The 15,402-nt window shown below is 52.3% G+C and carries 20 protein-coding genes; 11 read left to right on the top strand and 9 right to left on the bottom strand.

Features of this window, described 5'->3' with window-relative positions:
- Nucleotides 1-150: 150 nt before the first annotated feature.
- On the bottom strand, nt 151-1,344 hold the full coding sequence (tyrB, locus tag M987_RS07380; protein ID WP_014068522.1) for an aromatic amino acid transaminase: 1,194 nt from the start codon (nt 1,342-1,344) through the stop codon (nt 151-153).
- A gap of 206 nt (nt 1,345-1,550) precedes the next feature.
- Here tyrB and M987_RS07375 point away from each other — a divergent pair, with 206 nt between their 5' ends.
- From M987_RS07375 to M987_RS07350, 6 genes are all read left to right on the top strand, one after another.
- On the top strand, nt 1,551-2,108 hold the full coding sequence (locus M987_RS07375) for a DUF2589 domain-containing protein (RefSeq protein ID WP_014068521.1): 558 nt from the start codon (nt 1,551-1,553) through the stop codon (nt 2,106-2,108).
- 74 nt (nt 2,109-2,182) lie between these two features.
- Nucleotides 2,183-2,785, top strand: a complete 603-nt coding sequence (locus tag M987_RS07370; RefSeq protein ID WP_014068520.1) for a DUF2589 domain-containing protein — start codon at nt 2,183-2,185, stop codon at nt 2,783-2,785.
- Nucleotides 2,785-3,234, top strand: a complete 450-nt coding sequence (locus M987_RS07365; protein WP_041162173.1) for a lysozyme — start codon at nt 2,785-2,787, stop codon at nt 3,232-3,234. The genes M987_RS07370 and M987_RS07365 overlap by 1 nt, the downstream gene beginning before the upstream one ends.
- A 17-nt stretch (nt 3,235-3,251) precedes the next feature.
- On the top strand, nt 3,252-3,734 hold the full coding sequence (locus M987_RS07360; RefSeq protein WP_014068518.1) for a ribonuclease domain-containing protein: 483 nt from the start codon (nt 3,252-3,254) through the stop codon (nt 3,732-3,734).
- 64 nt (nt 3,735-3,798) lie between these two features.
- Complete coding sequence (locus tag M987_RS07355) at nt 3,799-4,206, top strand: hypothetical protein (protein WP_014068517.1); 408 nt, start codon at nt 3,799-3,801, stop codon at nt 4,204-4,206.
- A gap of 10 nt (nt 4,207-4,216) precedes the next feature.
- Nucleotides 4,217-4,498: a hypothetical protein gene (locus M987_RS07350; protein WP_245551563.1), complete on the top strand. Its 282-nt coding sequence runs from the start codon at nt 4,217-4,219 to the stop codon at nt 4,496-4,498.
- 83 nt (nt 4,499-4,581) lie between these two features.
- Here M987_RS07350 and M987_RS07345 read toward each other — a convergent pair whose 3' ends face one another.
- Nucleotides 4,582-5,214: a response regulator transcription factor gene (locus tag M987_RS07345; protein WP_245551562.1), complete on the bottom strand. Its 633-nt coding sequence runs from the start codon at nt 5,212-5,214 to the stop codon at nt 4,582-4,584.
- A 280-nt stretch (nt 5,215-5,494) separates the two neighbouring features.
- On the opposite strand from M987_RS07345, the gene M987_RS07340 reads away from it, so the two are divergent.
- On the top strand, nt 5,495-6,625 hold the full coding sequence (locus M987_RS07340) for a hypothetical protein (protein ID WP_014068514.1): 1,131 nt from the start codon (nt 5,495-5,497) through the stop codon (nt 6,623-6,625).
- 59 nt (nt 6,626-6,684) lie between these two features.
- On the opposite strand, the gene alr is transcribed toward M987_RS07340, so the two are convergent.
- Together alr and dnaB are read right to left on the bottom strand one after the other, a co-directional pair.
- A complete protein-coding gene (gene alr, locus M987_RS07335) occupies nt 6,685-7,764 on the bottom strand; it encodes an alanine racemase (RefSeq protein WP_014068513.1) in 1,080 nt (359 codons plus the stop codon).
- Nucleotides 7,765-7,780: 16 nt separating this feature from the next.
- Nucleotides 7,781-9,193: a replicative DNA helicase gene (gene dnaB, locus M987_RS07330; RefSeq protein ID WP_014068512.1), complete on the bottom strand. Its 1,413-nt coding sequence runs from the start codon at nt 9,191-9,193 to the stop codon at nt 7,781-7,783.
- A 65-nt stretch (nt 9,194-9,258) separates the two neighbouring features.
- Here dnaB and M987_RS07325 point away from each other — a divergent pair, with 65 nt between their 5' ends.
- The gene (locus tag M987_RS07325) at nt 9,259-10,242 is read left to right on the top strand and encodes a quinone oxidoreductase (RefSeq protein WP_014068511.1); all 984 of its coding nucleotides are present in this window, start codon (nt 9,259-9,261) and stop codon (nt 10,240-10,242) included.
- Between the two features lie 186 nt (nt 10,243-10,428).
- Here the strand turns inward: M987_RS07325 and pspG are convergent, their stop codons facing one another.
- Nucleotides 10,429-10,671, bottom strand: a complete 243-nt coding sequence (gene pspG, locus M987_RS07320) for an envelope stress response protein PspG (protein WP_014068510.1) — start codon at nt 10,669-10,671, stop codon at nt 10,429-10,431.
- A gap of 136 nt (nt 10,672-10,807) precedes the next feature.
- Complete coding sequence (gene dusA, locus M987_RS07315; protein ID WP_014068509.1) at nt 10,808-11,803, bottom strand: tRNA dihydrouridine(20/20a) synthase DusA; 996 nt, start codon at nt 11,801-11,803, stop codon at nt 10,808-10,810.
- Between the two features lie 143 nt (nt 11,804-11,946).
- Between dusA and M987_RS23840 the strand changes: the two genes are divergently transcribed.
- Together M987_RS23840 and M987_RS07310 are read left to right on the top strand one after the other, a co-directional pair.
- Entirely contained in the window at nt 11,947-12,213 is a 267-nt protein-coding gene (locus tag M987_RS23840) for a type II toxin-antitoxin system HicA family toxin (protein WP_014068508.1), read from the top strand.
- Nucleotides 12,210-12,545 (top strand): type II toxin-antitoxin system HicB family antitoxin, encoded by a 336-nt coding sequence (locus M987_RS07310; RefSeq protein WP_014068507.1) that lies wholly within the window; start codon nt 12,210-12,212, stop codon nt 12,543-12,545. The genes M987_RS23840 and M987_RS07310 overlap by 4 nt, the downstream gene beginning before the upstream one ends.
- A gap of 33 nt (nt 12,546-12,578) precedes the next feature.
- On the opposite strand, the gene M987_RS07305 is transcribed toward M987_RS07310, so the two are convergent.
- Together M987_RS07305 and M987_RS07300 are read right to left on the bottom strand one after the other, a co-directional pair.
- Entirely contained in the window at nt 12,579-13,826 is a 1,248-nt protein-coding gene (locus M987_RS07305) for a conjugal transfer protein TraF (protein ID WP_014068506.1), read from the bottom strand.
- Between the two features lie 170 nt (nt 13,827-13,996).
- Nucleotides 13,997-14,485, bottom strand: a complete 489-nt coding sequence (locus M987_RS07300; RefSeq protein WP_014068505.1) for a cupin domain-containing protein — start codon at nt 14,483-14,485, stop codon at nt 13,997-13,999.
- A 116-nt stretch (nt 14,486-14,601) separates the two neighbouring features.
- Here M987_RS07300 and zur point away from each other — a divergent pair, with 116 nt between their 5' ends.
- Nucleotides 14,602-15,114 (top strand): zinc uptake transcriptional repressor Zur, encoded by a 513-nt coding sequence (gene zur / locus M987_RS07295; RefSeq protein ID WP_014068504.1) that lies wholly within the window; start codon nt 14,602-14,604, stop codon nt 15,112-15,114.
- A gap of 69 nt (nt 15,115-15,183) precedes the next feature.
- Here zur and M987_RS07290 read toward each other — a convergent pair whose 3' ends face one another.
- On the bottom strand, nt 15,184-15,393 hold the full coding sequence (locus M987_RS07290) for a CsbD family protein (RefSeq protein ID WP_028017939.1): 210 nt from the start codon (nt 15,391-15,393) through the stop codon (nt 15,184-15,186).
- Between the last annotated feature and the right edge of the window lie 9 nt (nt 15,394-15,402).

Raw genomic sequence — 15,402 nt, 5'->3', positions numbered from 1 at the left:
AAACGCTTCGGCGATTTGCAGCCGGACCATGAAGCCGCTAGTAGTCTTTTATTTCAATGGCGTAATGTCATCGCTGAATAAAGACAAACATTACTGGTGTTGCCTCTCCCACAGGGAGAGGGCACACAATGTAAGTAAGTAAGTAAGTACTTACATTACAGCAGCAAACGCCTGCGCTACGCGCTGTACGTTACTGGCATTCAGACCGGCTACGCACATACGGCCGCTGGCAATCAGGTAAACGCCGAACTCATCACGCAGACGGTCAACCTGTGCCGCACTCAAACCGGTGTAGCTGAACATCCCGCGCTGTTTAAGCAGATAGTCAAAATTGTGTCCCGGTACGGCCTCTTTCAGCACGTTGACCAGCTCCTGACGCATAGACAGAATGCGTTTGCGCATCGCCTCCACTTCGGCAAGCCAGGACGCTTTCAGCTTATCGTCACCCAGAACGGTCGCTACAACCTGCGCACCAAAGTTTGGAGGGCTGGAGTAGATACGGCGCACGGTCGCTTTCAGCTGGCCCAGCACGCGCCCTGCGGCTTCAGCATCTTCACAGACCACAGACAAACCGCCAACGCGCTCGCCATACAGGGAGAAGATTTTAGAGAACGAGTTGCTGACCAGTACAGGTAACCCGGCGCTGGCAACGGCGCGAATCGCATAGGCATCTTCTTCCATACCTGCGCCAAAGCCCTGGTAGGCAATGTCGAGGAACGGGATCAGGTTACGCGCTTTCAGTACCTCAATCACCGCATCCCATTGAGGATTGGTGAGGTCTGCGCCCGTTGGGTTATGGCAGCAAGGGTGCAGGAGCACAATACTGCGCTCTGGCAGGGTGTTCAGTTTTTCCAGCAGTGCCTCTACGCGCACACCGTTGGTTTCGTTGTCGAACCACGGATAAGTTGCGACCTTAAAACCTGCACCTTCGAAGATAGCAACGTGGTTTTCCCACGTAGGATCGCTGACCCACACGCCGGAATCCGGGAAGTATTTTTTCAGGAAGTCTGCACCAACCTTCAGCGCACCCGAGCCGCCCAGCGTCTGGATGGTGGCGACACGTTTTTGCGTAAGCACCGGATGTTCGGCCCCAAACAACAGCGGCGCAATGGTGCTACGGTAAGCATTTAACCCTTCCATCGGCAGATAAAGCGATGCGCCATGTGGCACAGCATTAAGACGCGCTTCGGCTTCTGCCACCGCCTGCAACTGAGGAATAATGCCATCCTCGTTGTAATACAGGCCAATGCTCAGGTTCACTTTGTCGCTGCGAGGATCTTCTTTGAAACGCTCCATTAAGGAGAGAATGGGGTCGCCGGCGTAGGCGTCAACTTTCTGAAACACGCGATGGTTCTCCGGAAATCGATGAGGCAGGGATTTCAACAATAAACCGGAACCTCCCGTAAAACCACCCTTTCCCCGCATCCTGCGATCGGCATAGGTTTTTTGCACTCTCGCCCCGTGTCATTTGCCCAATATTTCACAATCTCCCCCTGCCGTAATGTGAATCCTGCGCATCCGCGCATTCACTGATTCAAGGAGTTCACATTATGGATTCACAATTTATTGGTTCAGTCATTAACGCCCTGCCGCTGGAACATATGATCGGCGGCCCGCTGCAGGCGATGATCAAAGCGCAGGTTCAGGCCAGCAAGTCGTATACCGATTTCCTGCTTTCCGTCTGTATTAAAGACGGTAAAGCCGTCGCCATTGAGTTTGATTACGACGAAACCGTGGTGGACGAGCAAGGCGTTAATAAAGGCAGCGTTACCCGCAAAATGAGCATCCCGCTGCTGGCGGCTATCACTCACCCCATCATTTGCATTGAAGACGGCACCATCGACTTCGAGCTGGAAGTGAGCCAGAGCGAAGCCAGCTCCAGCAGCACTGAAGCGGAAGCCTCCGTTGAAGCGTCCATCGGCTGGGGCGTGTTCAAAGCCAAAATGACCGGCAAGGTATCGCATAAATCGGAGCAAACCCGCTCCACCGACACCCGCGCCAAGTATTCCATTCACACACAGATCAAACGTCAGGAACCGCCTGAAGCGCTGCAGCGCGTGATTGATTATCTCACCAACGCCAAAACCAAGCCTGTCGCGGCGCAGTAACGGTCCGCCAGCAGAGTATTGCTTTTCCCTAACGCATGAGGCTGCCGTCGGCGGCCTCACTTCAGGAGTGAACTATGTCTTTTAAAACGTGGCTACGCGGCAACAAGGATGAGGAGCCAGAGAATAAGACGGAGAAAGAGGCTGATGGAACGCCGCCTCCGGTAAAGGGAAATACTCCACCGCCTCCCGCGGATATTCCGGGCGTACCCGTCACGCTTGAAGATATTACCCGGGGAATGCAATACGCGGCGACGGCAGCTAATGAAATGATCGCCCAGCAGTATATGAAGGCGCTGGATCCTTTTTTTGAACCGGCGGACGACGGCTCGCTGATCCCCCGCACCATTCAGCTGGCATTGGATGAAAAGCACTATTTCGACCTGCCGCTGGTCGCACTTTCCACCCCGCGCGGCCTGATGCTGGAAAAAATGAAGGTCAACCTCACGATCCGCACCGAAGGGATGCAAACCCCGTCGCAGCAGGCGGGTGAAAACGAGTTTGGTCGCTTTCATGTCAGCCTTTCGCCCTCAAGCGACAGCAAAGGTGGACGCGATAGCCGCCACGTTGACGTGGAGATGCAATTTACCGCATTACCCCCGCCGGAAAGCGTGATGCGTTTGATTGACGAATACACCAACAAAGTCATTCCCCGTCCCAGAGCAGAGGAGACTCCATGATGCAAAAACAACCTGAAAGCACCGGCGATAAAGGCGTCGAGCTGATTTGCCATTTTGAAGGACTGAAGCTGGAGCGTTATCGCGACGCCGTGGGTTTGTGGACCATCGGCTACGGCCATTTGATCCTCAAAGAGGAGATGGAAAAACTCACCAAAATCACCACTGGCGAGGCCAAAACCCTGCTGCGCAAAGACCTGAAGCGCACGGAGGATGGCGTTAAAAAGCTGCTGACCCACAGTGCAACTCAAAGCCAGTTCGATGCGCTGGTGTCGTTTGCCTTCAACCTCGGCGTCGGCAATTTAAAGAAATCGACCCTGCTGAAGAAATTTAACACCGGGGACATCGACGGCGCAGCGCTCCAGTTCAAAAGCTGGAACAAAGCGGGCGGTAAAGTGTTGACGGGCCTTACCCGACGCCGCGAGGCGGAAATGAAGTTGTTTCTCAGTTAATTAAAAAGGAAAACACGATGAAACACGGCTTATTGATCAAAGCGGCTGTCCTGGCCGTCACCCTTACCGCTGCGATGCAGGCCAGCGCGGCCCTGAAAACCTGCGAAGATGAAATTAAAGAGACCAATACGTTTTTATCTGAGCAGGGCGTCGCGCCGATTAACGACGTGACGGACCTGGCGACCACGCTGCGAAACATTAAAAACTTTGGCCGGCTGCCCGATCGCTATATCACTACCGATGAAGCAAGGCGGCTTGGCTGGTCTGGCAAAGAGACGGAGACACTCTGGGGGTTAAAACCTACCAATAAAAAGTGGATTGGCGGCGATAGCTACGCAAACCCGGCCCTGCCCGCAAAGCAGCAGTGGCTCAGCGCTGATATTGACGTTCAGAAGGGTTATCGCAGCCCTAAGCGCGTGATTTACAGCCTTTCCGGGCAACAGCGGTTTATCACAACCGATAAGTATCAGCATTTGGCTGAGCTGGAACCTTGCCAATAATCCGCCCCTGTCACGGTGATAAAACCCCTTTTACTGGGGTTTTTATCTTGTTGAGGATAACGTCATGTCTGACATCTATCTCCCTACGCTTATTAGTGAAGCATTACTGGCTTTTTCAGGTTTATTTGGTGGTGTAAGTATTTCTTTTTTCTGGCAACCACAGCGGTTGCACCAGCACAGCCGGTTTATGGCGGGCATCATTTTTGGTGGGATCAGTATGGGGGCCGCGGTGGCGTTAGGTGGGTTAGCCGCCCGCTGGCTGAAAATAGATCTTAACCAGGCCGATATTACGCTGGGCTTAGGATACATATTGGGCGCCATGAGCAATGGGCTGATTGTTTGGCTGGCTAACTTCTTTCGCCGCCATGAACAGCGCGATATTTTTGACGTTGCCAGCGTGATCAAAAGCAAAGTCAGAAATGAGTCACTTCCTCAGCCTGATTTAAATAACAACAAACTTGATGGGGAATAAGATGCTTAACATGATGAACGGATGGGTTCTGCCTTTTATTATTGTTGTCGATCTGGTGACGTCGCTATTGATATTATTTGCGGCCTACAGCCGACGCGTACACGCTTTACCGACACTGTGTAAAATCGGTTTAGCGGCACTGGCGTTTGGCTTTTTTGGCGAAAGCAGCTTAAACGTGAAGTTTATTTTGACAGGCGCTGACATTCTGAGCGACAGCTTCCCTTTTTGGTTACTACAGGATTTCGGAACCTTAATTGTTGTTATCTATTACTTCAAATCACAATCGCACTAAACAAGATAAAAGCGCAACAAAGCCCACTTGTTGCGCTTTTATTTAACATGACAATCACTGCACGAAATTTTACGGCGTGTCGCCTAATTAGCAATATATTTAAAATAGAGCATTGCAGCCTGGGTGCGATTGTTTACCTGAAGCCGATGAAAAATTGACTCAAGGTGCACTTTGACCGTACCCGCACTGATGTTGAGTTGTCTGCTGATTTGCTTATTCGTTCCTCCGTTGGCCAGAAGTTTGAGAACTTCCTGCTGCCGACGACTCAGAGAGTGGATCGGCAATGCGCTAACGGGCTGTTCCCGGTGAACCACCGCCTGCTCGGGGAAGCAGACTACCCCGGAAGCGACCATGCTTAATATCTGGCTGATTTTCTCTACCGGAAGCTCTTTGGTGAAAATACCTTTTACATTTTGTCGAATGTAAAAATTAAATATTCTGTCTGTCGCTTTTCTCAACATCACGACAATCGGCAACGTAGGCCAATTGGACGTCAGACTATGGATGAAATCACTGCATTTCATTTCACCGTCGAGCAAAATAATGTTTACCGGCGTTGACGCCAGAATAACCTGTGCATCTTCAAAGCTGTTTGTAGCAAAAACGGTACATTCCGGCATGACTCTTTTCAGCTCAGTCTTCATACCGTGAATGTAGATCGGCAATTCATCGATCATCAATATATTCATCGCAACGTAACCTCGTGTGATTTCCATTCCCTTGAATTATTCAATCAACCTTTTCCGAAAATGAGTATGAGTGCTATTTCCGAACTGTAAAAACAGCATTCGGCATAAGGCGAATGCCATATTCCCTGACTAAGAAGTTAAGTAGCACTTAACGAAAAATACAGCCTTAATAAAATAGAACCCAAGAAACCATTTCTATCAGAAAAAGCCCAGGCTTATCGGCATATTTTCAATACAAACCTGACACTTATTATTAAAAGGCAGTTGTGTCATCCACCTATACAGTAATATTTTAACGAGGTTATTTATGACGACATTAACAGTATTTTTTTGTGGTACCGGATCTAATAAATTCGATGATTCTCATGCTAATTACTGGAGTGGCGAATTAATTTCCACATTGGCCGCGAACAACAAAGGCAAAGAGTTTGCCGAATGGGTCATTCTTGATGGGCCAGGAAGCGGTAATTTGCAAAGCGATGAGCTTTGGGTAAAAAGCGGCGATTATTCACAACTTCGCGGGCAGCTTGTGGGCAGCGGCTGGAAGGAAAACGTGCAGCATGCCATCAATATCATTAAAGGCCACGTTGACTGGCAGCGCGAAAAGCTGACTCAGGAGAATTATGAACAGCTAAAAAAAGCGGGGGTGCCCATCCAGGACGTCGAAGTGACCGGATCTTTCTGGTGGCGTAAATATGACTATGGCGATCGCAAAGTGACGCAGCAGGCGCTTCAGCAGCAGATCATCAAGACCTTCCGCAAAGGGCAAGTCCTGCCGACTCAGGTTAACCTGGTAGGCTGGAGCCGCGGGGGAATTAGTTGCCATATGCTTGCCAATGCCATGCTGGCCGATCCGCTTTTGGCCACGATTCCGGTGAACATTTTTGCCATCGATCCAGTGCCGGGTATGGGGAACTTCCAGACGGAGAAAGTCACGCTTGGCCGCAACGTCAAAGAGTATGTGGCTTTCTACGCCAGAGACGAGCGCTCGAAAGGCTTTTCGTGCGTGGTTCCGGATACCGACAACGCAACGGCAGTGCATATTTACCCGATGCCAGGGCGACACGCGACGCTGGTCGGCAATGCCTCCGCAAATGGCAATAGTGGAGAAAAAGTACTGCATGAACCGGGAATGATCGTGCGGCATTTCGCAGAAGTGTGCCTGCAAAGATGGGGTGTAAGCCTGGATAAAACGCTGAACCTGGGCGGACTACAGCTGCTGGAACTGCATCAGGCGAACCAGCGTAATGCGGGGCAATTCGCGCAGATGCAAAAAACGGTGTACACCGTTTCTGAGAACGATCAGGGCGAGCGTTACGTTTCTCTGGGCAGCACCGGAAAACCGTTCTCATCCGTGCAGGGCGCGCGCTTTAGCCCGGCATCAGGGCTGGCATCGGATTATTTAACCAACCAGGCGATCTACAACGTGTTGAAATAAGTCTGGTGACGGAATCGCGTCCAGCGGCACCCGGGGCGGCTGGACGCGAACGCCATAACTTACTCGACGTATTTCATTGCTACCCTTGAGGTGAGCCGCGTGATAAGTTCGTAAGCACTTACTTTCGTTATTTCCGCGATGCGTTCAACGGGCAGCCCTTCGCCCCACATCACTACCGAATCGCCTGCTTTATCTTCGGCATCTGGCCCCAAATCCACGCAGATCATGTCCATTGCCACGCGACCGACAATTGTCACTTCACGGCCGTTGACCAGCACCGGTGTACCGGACGGCGCAGCGCGCGGATAACCATCGCCATACCCCATCGCCACCACGCCAAGCCGCGTATCGCGCTCGCTGACCCAGGTTCCACCGTAACCCACAGGCTCACCCGCTTTGTGCTCACGCACCGCAATCAGGTTAGACACCAACGACATCACCGGCTGGAAGCCAAAATCCGGCCCCCAGGGCTTGTTGTCCAGCGGTGAAACGCCATAGAGAATGATGCCAGGACGTGCCCAGTCGAAATGCGACTGCGGCCAGAGCAAAATACCGCCGGATGCGGCAATAGAGCGCATTCCCGGCTTGCCTTCACAGAAGGTGTTGAAGATATCGAGCTGTTGCTCAGTGGCGCCACATTCTGGCTCATCGGCACGGGCAAAGTGGCTGACGATATTGACCGGCTGGCGCACGTTTTTGCACTGACTCAGGCGCTGGTAAAACGCATCCGCCTTCTCAGGGCGCACGCCCAGACGGTGCATCCCGGTATCGAGCTTCATCCACACGGTTACTGGCTCGCTGAGCTCAGCGGTTTCCAGCGCGGCAAGCTGCTCTTCGTTATGGACCGCGGTATGCAGATGCTGGTCGGCAATGGTGGTGAGGTCGCTGGCTTCAAAGAAGCCTTCGAGCAGCAGAATAGGCTGGGTAATTCCGCCTGCACGCAGGCGCAGAGCTTCTTCTAGACGGGCGACGCCAAAAGCATCGGCATCGGGGAGCGTTCGCGCGGTCTCAAGAAGACCGTGTCCGTAAGCGTTCGCTTTCACGACTGCAACGAGCTTGCTGGCGGGTGCCAGTTCACGCAGACGTTGCAGGTTGTGTCGCAGAGCGCGGCGGTTAATAACAACAGTTGCCGCTTGCATTTGAATTCCTTAGAAATTACTCATCATCATATTGAGGGCCGGCATAGTTGTCGAAACGCGACCACTGTCCGTTAAAGGTCAGACGTACCGTACCGATTGGGCCGTTACGTTGTTTACCGATAATGATTTCCGCGATCCCTTTCAGGTCGCTGTTCTCGTGATAAACCTCATCACGGTAGATAAACATGATTAAGTCCGCATCCTGCTCGATGGAGCCGGATTCACGCAGGTCGGAGTTGACCGGGCGTTTATCCGCACGTTGTTCCAGGGAGCGGTTAAGCTGTGACAGGGCCACAACAGGAACCTGTAGCTCTTTCGCTAACGCCTTCAGCGAGCGGGAAATTTCTGCGATTTCGAGCGTACGGTTGTCGGAAAGTGACGGCACGCGCATCAGCTGGAGGTAGTCGATCATGATAAGGCCAATGCCGCCGTGTTCGCGGGCAATACGGCGCGCACGGGAGCGCACTTCCGTTGGCGTCAGGCCGGAGGAGTCATCGATATAGATGTTACGTTTTTCCAGCAAGATCCCCATGGTGCCGGAGATGCGCGCCCAGTCCTCGTCATCAAGTTGACCGGTACGAATTCGGGTCTGATCCACGCGCGACAGCGATGCCAGAGTACGCATCATGATCTGTTCTGATGGCATCTCGAGACTGAAAATAAGAACCGGCTTATCCTGCAACATCGCCGCATTTTCGACGAGGTTCATCGCAAATGTCGTTTTACCCATCGAAGGTCGCGCCGCGACGATAATCAAGTCCGACGGCTGTAGGCCTGCGGTTTTCTTGTTGAGGTCGTCGTAGCCGGTATTGACGCCCGTTACGCCGTCGTGCGGCTGCTGGAAGAGCTGTTCGATACGCGCGACGGTGGCGTCGAGCACATCGGCAATATTTTTGGGGCCTTCGTCTTTATTCGCGCGACTTTCGGCAATTTTAAACACGCGTGATTCAGCCAGGTCGAGCAGATCTTCGCTGCTGCGCCCTTGTGGATCAAAGCCCGCTTCGGCAATTTCGTTGGCCACCGAAATCATTTCACGAACAACGGCACGTTCACGCACGATATCGGCATAGGCACTGATGTTCGCCGCACTTGGCGTGTTTTTTGAGAGTTCTGCCAGATAGGCAAATCCGCCACAGCTATCGAGTTGCCCAAGTCGCTCCAGCGATTCCGCGAGCGTAATCAGGTCAATCGGGCTGCCCGATTCTTGCAGGCGCGCCATTTCGGTGAAGATATGGCGGTGTGGACGGGTATAAAAGTCCTCGGACACCACGCGCTCGGCGACATCGTCCCAGCGTTCGTTGTCCAGCATTAAACCGCCCAACACCGACTGTTCCGCTTCAATCGAGTGCGGCGGGACTTTTAACCCGGCGACCTGATAATCACGCTCACGGGGTTCAGTCTGTTTGTTGAAGGGTTTGTTTCCTGCCATAGTGAATGGAGTTACCGAGATAAAGAGTGGGTCGAAAGATTACCACATTTTCTTATGGAGGAAGCATGGCAACGCGTATTGAATTTCACAAGCATGGTGGCCCTGAGGTACTCAAAGCAGTGGAGTTTACCCCCGCCGCACCGGGTGAAAACGAAGTCCAGGTTGAAAACAAAGCCATCGGCATCAACTACATCGACACCTATATTCGCGGTGGGCTCTATCCGCCACCGTCTCTGCCAAGCGGGCTGGGAACCGAAGCGGCAGGTGTGGTAATTAAAGTGGGCAGCGCCGTTAAGCATCTTAAAGAAGGTGACCGCGTGGTGTACGCGCAATCGGCACTGGGGGCTTACAGTTCCGTGCATAACGTGCCGGCCGATAAAGCCGCCCTTTTGCCAAATGCCATTTCGTTTGAACAAGCGGCGGCCTCGTTCCTGAAAGGCCTGACCGTTTACTATCTGCTGCGCAAAACCTACGAGATCAAACCCGACGAACAATTCCTGTTCCATGCCGCCGCGGGTGGCGTGGGCCTGATCGCCTGCCAGTGGGCAAAAGCATTAGGTGCGAAACTGATTGGTACCGTAGGCAATGCGCAAAAAGCACAGCGTGCATTGCAGGCTGGCGCATGGCAGGTGATTAACTACCGTGAAGAGAGCATTGTTGAGCGGCTAAAAGAGATAACCGGCGGCAAAAAAGTTCAGGTGGTGTATGACTCGGTGGGCAAAGACACCTGGGAAGCCTCGCTGGATTGTCTGCAACGCCGCGGCCTGATGGTGAGCTTCGGTAATGCATCAGGCGCCGTGACCGGCGTTAACCTGGGCATTCTGAACCAGAAAGGCTCGCTGTATGTCACGCGCCCTTCTCTTCAGGGTTACATCACTAACCGGGAAGAGCTGGAGGAAGCCAGCAACGAGCTGTTCTCACTGATTGCAAGCGGAGTGATTAAAGTGGATGTGGCAGATGCGCAGAAATATCCGCTGGCGGATGCACAGCGCGCGCATGAGGTGCTGGAGAGTCGGGTGACGCAGGGGTCGAGTCTGCTAATTCCCTGAGCCCTAAAAAGAAATTGGGCTTCCTTTTCAGGAAGCCCTTTCTTTTTTTAGTTCGGCTGTATGTAGGGTACAGCTCGATGAATTCTTTAGCGGCAGTCATAGTGACAGAATCGATAACTAAATCCTATTCTGTTCTAAGCGATGATGCCGGAAAAGTTGCAGGTATGTGACGAACCCCTCAATACCTTAGTAACGAAAGCGGTTATTGCGCTGATAATTTTGGACTTTTGGTGATTTAATCGCCCGAATCACCCACACAACAGCAATTGCCAGCAGTAACCACGGAAGTAACTTGATCGTCAGGGCAAACAACCCGCCGATAAACATCACCGCTGTCGCCACAACGATCGCGGCCAGAATGCCGAGCAGTGAAACACCCGTCACCAAAAGCATGACAAAAAAACCAATCACAAAAAGTAGTTCCAGCATGATGTTCTCCCACGAGTTCCCAGATAATGCAGAGAACATTACAAAAAGCATGCCAAAATTAACTCATTGTTTTGAAAACAAAACGCCCCGCAACAATGTGCAGGGCGTGGTGAATTTAACTATCTTTTGGTGAAATTTATCGCTTATCAGCAACCAGACGCAGCGCGTGCTCCAGTACCTCGATGTCTGCACCGGCTTTATGTGCGTTCTCGCTGAGGTAACGACGCCACTGACGCGCCCCCGGGATCCCCTGGAACAGGCCAAGCATGTGGCGGGTAATGTGGCCAAGATAGGTGCCGTTGCTCAGCTCGCGTTCAATGTACGGATACATGGCTCGCACCACGGAGACCGGGTCAGTATCAGCCCCTTCCACGCCAAAGATTTCACGGTCAACCGTCGCCAGAATACCCGGGTTCTGGTACGCCTCACGGCCCACCATCACACCATCCATATGCCCGAGGTGCGCTTTGGCTTCTTCCAGCGATTTAATTCCGCCGTTAATCGACATCGTCAGCTGCGGGAAATCACGCTTCAGCTGATAGACGCGCGGGTAGTCCAGCGGTGGAATTTCGCGGTTCTCTTTCGGGCTAAGGCCAGAAAGCCAGGCTTTACGCGCATGGATGATAAACATCTCGCACTCGCCTCTTCCGGCAACGGTATTGATGAAATCACACAGGAATTCATAGCTGTCCTGATCGTCGATACCGATACGGGTTTTGACCGTTACCGGTATGGAAACGACATCACGCATCGCTTTGATGCAGTCTGCAACCAGCTGCGCATTGCCCATCAGGCACGCGCCAAACATGCCGTTCTGCACGCGATCGGACGGGCAACCGACGTTGAGGTTAATCTCGTCGTAACCCCGTTCCTCAGCCAGCTTCGCGCACTGCGCCAGCGCGGCCGGATCGCTCCCGCCAAGCTGCAACGCAACCGGATGCTCTTCTTCGCTGTACGCCAGATAGTCGCCCTTTCCGTGAATGATCGCGCCAGTTGTCACCATTTCGGTGTACAGCAACGTGTGGCGGGAGAGCTGACGCAGGAAGTAGCGGCAATGTCTGTCCGTCCAGTCGAGCATCGGCGCAATGGAGAAACGGTGTGCAGGATAAACAGTCTGTGATTCTGACGACATGGCGAAGTTTTAAGCATCTGGTGGAAAAGGGGCGCTACTATAGCACAGGCTCAAAAAGGATACGATTCGGCTTGATGTGATATCAAAAAATGATATCATCATTCTCAACTTGGCGGAGGATTAACATTAAATGGAATATACAAATGATGAAAACATTGAACGCCCGCCACCAAAAAACATTGCAGTTAATTTTCTCTTTACCAACACCTTGTTCTCTGGAATGGCGCAAAATTGAAGCACTTTTTATCGCGCTGGGTGCAAAAATGTCTGAAGGTAACGGCTCAAGGGTGAGATTCGAAATTAATGGAGTTGTAGCTTCGTTTCATCGTCCTCATCCGGATAAAGAAGCGAAGGTTTACCAGGTTCGCGACGCAATGGCTTTTCTCATCGCAACAGGAGTCTCTCCATGATTAACACCATGACTTATAAAGGCTATGCCGCAAAAATCGATTACAGTGATGAAGACCTGTGCTTCGTTGGGCATGTAGCAGGTATAAGAGATGTTATTGGTTTTCATGCAGATAATGTTTCTGGCCTCCGTACAGCCTTTGAAGAAGCCGTTGATGATTATCTTGCTTACTGCACAGAACAGGGTCGAGAGCCCCTGCGCCCGGCGAGCGGGAAAATCAGTTTACGAATAGCGCCGGAAATTCACTCTGCGATTAATATCGCAGCTGAAGTGTCAGGTAAAAGCGTTAACCAGTGGATCAGCGATACGCTCACTAAAGCGGCGCATGGATAAGTAAAAAGGCACCATTGCTGGTGCCTTTTGTTTTTAGAATGTCAGAGTCAGCTGTGCTCCCGCCCCCCAGGTTTCGTCTTCACCGTACAGACCCATCAGGTCGACATGAACCGTGTTGAGCGGTGCGAACCCGACACCCGCCGTAAAGACGTTGCTGTCGTTATTCTTGACGTCAGCCCGGTAACCGGCGCGAACAGCCAGCCAGCTCAGCGGAGTGACTTCAGCACCTACGCCCACATACTGAGAGTTCTCTTCGCTTTTAAAGCCTTTGGTTTCCGTCAGATCGCCATCCGCGGTCAGGGTCAGAAGATCGGTATGCCATGCTGCACCCGCAGTAACAACTGGGCTTATCTGGTAGGTATCGCGCACGCCGTCCACCTCTTTGGTGTCGATATCGCGCGAGAAGAGGTTATGCCCGGTCAGGCCGACCGTCCAGTTATCACCAAAGTCAGCGGCAATACCCGCATCGACGTTAAACCCGGTGTCATCGTTACGGTAACGGCTGCTGTTGATGTCGTCACTGTTGAAGTTGTAGATAGACACCGTGTAGTTATACAGCCAGGTTTGTTGCAGCTTCGGGGTGATCCCCACAGATACTGGCACACCGCTGATATCAAACTGACGCGCCACTGCCACGCCGTAGTCTGAAACAATGGCCGCGCGACCAAAACCTTTTGATTTCAGATCGTTCGGGTCAACGCCAAACACAGCAGATGGCGCGGCTTCCACTGCCCGTAGTTTATCGATATCGCCCTGATCGATGTAAGAACTCACGCGTGCACGCGCGTTGGCTTTTGCCACAAAGGCCACCGAGAGCACGTCATTAGGAATGCTTACAGCGATCCCACCACCCGCTTTACCGCTGGCGGTTTTTCCTTTCAGTGAATCCAGCTGGTCGGCCAGGTCGCCTGCCGCAGAAGAAACCTCCCGCGATGCAGGGCTAAGAGGATTTAACAGATCGATAAGATTGATGCTATCCAGCGTGCTGCGATAACGGTTCACGTCATCGCTGATGTCATCAATCTTTTCCCGCAGATTGTCCTTATCAGAAATCTGCGCACCAATGGAGGGCAAAATAAGGGTGACGTCATCGTCAGGTTTCGCTTTTGCCAGCAATGCCGGGTTGATTAACACCCCGCTGCCATAGCTGCCCGCCGCTACGCCCGTGCCACCCATCGCGTCGCTACGCGCTTCTGTCCAGGTATTGGCTGCTCCCGCCTGATTTGCCATAAACAGGGAGACAGCGATGCTAACCACCGAAAATTTAAAATGTTTCTTCACAGTATGCTCGTCTAATAGTCTGTTATGAAATAACCCCTGTCTGTTATCACCCAAACAGGAACGAACTATTGCTGTGAATAAGTACAAAAAGACCCGCTATTTCCCTAAGTTAAATCACCACCGGGCCTGTTGTTTTTTGTGATGGCCCTCAATATTTATAGAAGAGGAAATTATTTTCGCCCAGGTTTTCCATCGTGTGGGCCAAAAAACTGCGGCGGATGGTCTACCCACCGGTCTTCCCGCGTGGCGGCATATACCGGATTCAGCGGATAATAGATGCGGTTGTACTTTTTGTTGGCTTCGCCGACGACCAGCAGCCGGACCTCTTCATCTGTATTGTTGATAAAGGTATGGCACACCCCGGTTCCGGCCGGAAATCCCACGCTATCACCCGGCTCCAGCTTCCACAGATAGCCATTTATCCAGGCCTCCGGGTAGCCTTCCAGCACATAGATAAACTCCTCTTCGTCGCTTTCCGCATGGGGATACGACGTACGTCGCCCAGGCGGCAGACGTTCGTGATGGATACCAATCCGCCCCAGGCCAAGTTTACGGGCCAGCGGCGCGCCAATGGAAAAACGCTCAGTGCTGTCGGGATAAGTAGAATCATCTGCGCCTTCTACATCGCGCCAGTGTCGAATACAGTCAGGTCTTTTCATCAGGTGTTTCCCCGGATTGCAATGCGTCAGGTATAGCACACCTGGCGGCTCTCGGTGTTTTTATCAGAACATGATAAAGTGAGGGTTTTCCATCCCATAGACAGCCGAGGTGCTAAATGGATAAGTCCACAAAAGAGCTGCTGGCGCAAGCTGAGAAGCTCTGTGCGCAACGCAATGTGCGCCTGACCCCACAGCGCCTTGAGGTATTGCGTCTGATGAGCCTGCAACAGGGTGCCATCAGTGCGTATGATTTACTCGACCTGCTGCGTGAAAGCGAGCCGCAGGCCAAGCCGCCTACCGTCTATCGCGCGCTGGATTTCCTGCTGGAGCAGGGCTTTGTGCACAAGGTCGAATCAACTAACAGCTATGTGCTGTGCCATTTGTTTGATCAGCCGACCCATACCTCGGCCATGTTTATCTGCGACCGCTGTGGCGTGGTGAAAGAAGAGTGTGCGGAAGGTGTTGAAGACATTATGCATACGCTGGCAGCCAAAATGGGCTTCGCCCTGCGCCATAATGTGATTGAAGCACACGGATTATGCTCTGCGTGCGTGGAGGTCGAATCATGCAGCCATCAGGATGCCTGCCAGCATGACCACTCCATTCTGGTAAAGAAAAAACCGCGCTAACGGTAATAAATAAGGCGGCTCAGGGCCGCCCTCAGGGTGTACATCCTTGTACTTGCGGGTATAACCGGTCTACCAGCGATAGTCGTTACGCTTTTCCCAGTCGCCGACTTCTTTCTCCGCCTGATCTTTGGCGTAGCCATAGCGTTCCTGAATTTTACCGACAAGCTGATCGCGCTTACCTTCGATGACCGTCATATCGTCATCTGTCAGCTTACCCCATTGCTCTTTCGCTTTACCTTTGAACTGTTTCCAGTTGCCGCTGATTTCGTCTTTATTCATCATCAGGTC

It is taken from the genome of Enterobacter soli ATCC BAA-2102, assembly GCF_001654845.1.
Taxonomy (GTDB): domain Bacteria; phylum Pseudomonadota; class Gammaproteobacteria; order Enterobacterales; family Enterobacteriaceae; genus Enterobacter; species Enterobacter soli.
This window is presented reverse-complemented; position numbering and strand designations above follow the sequence as displayed.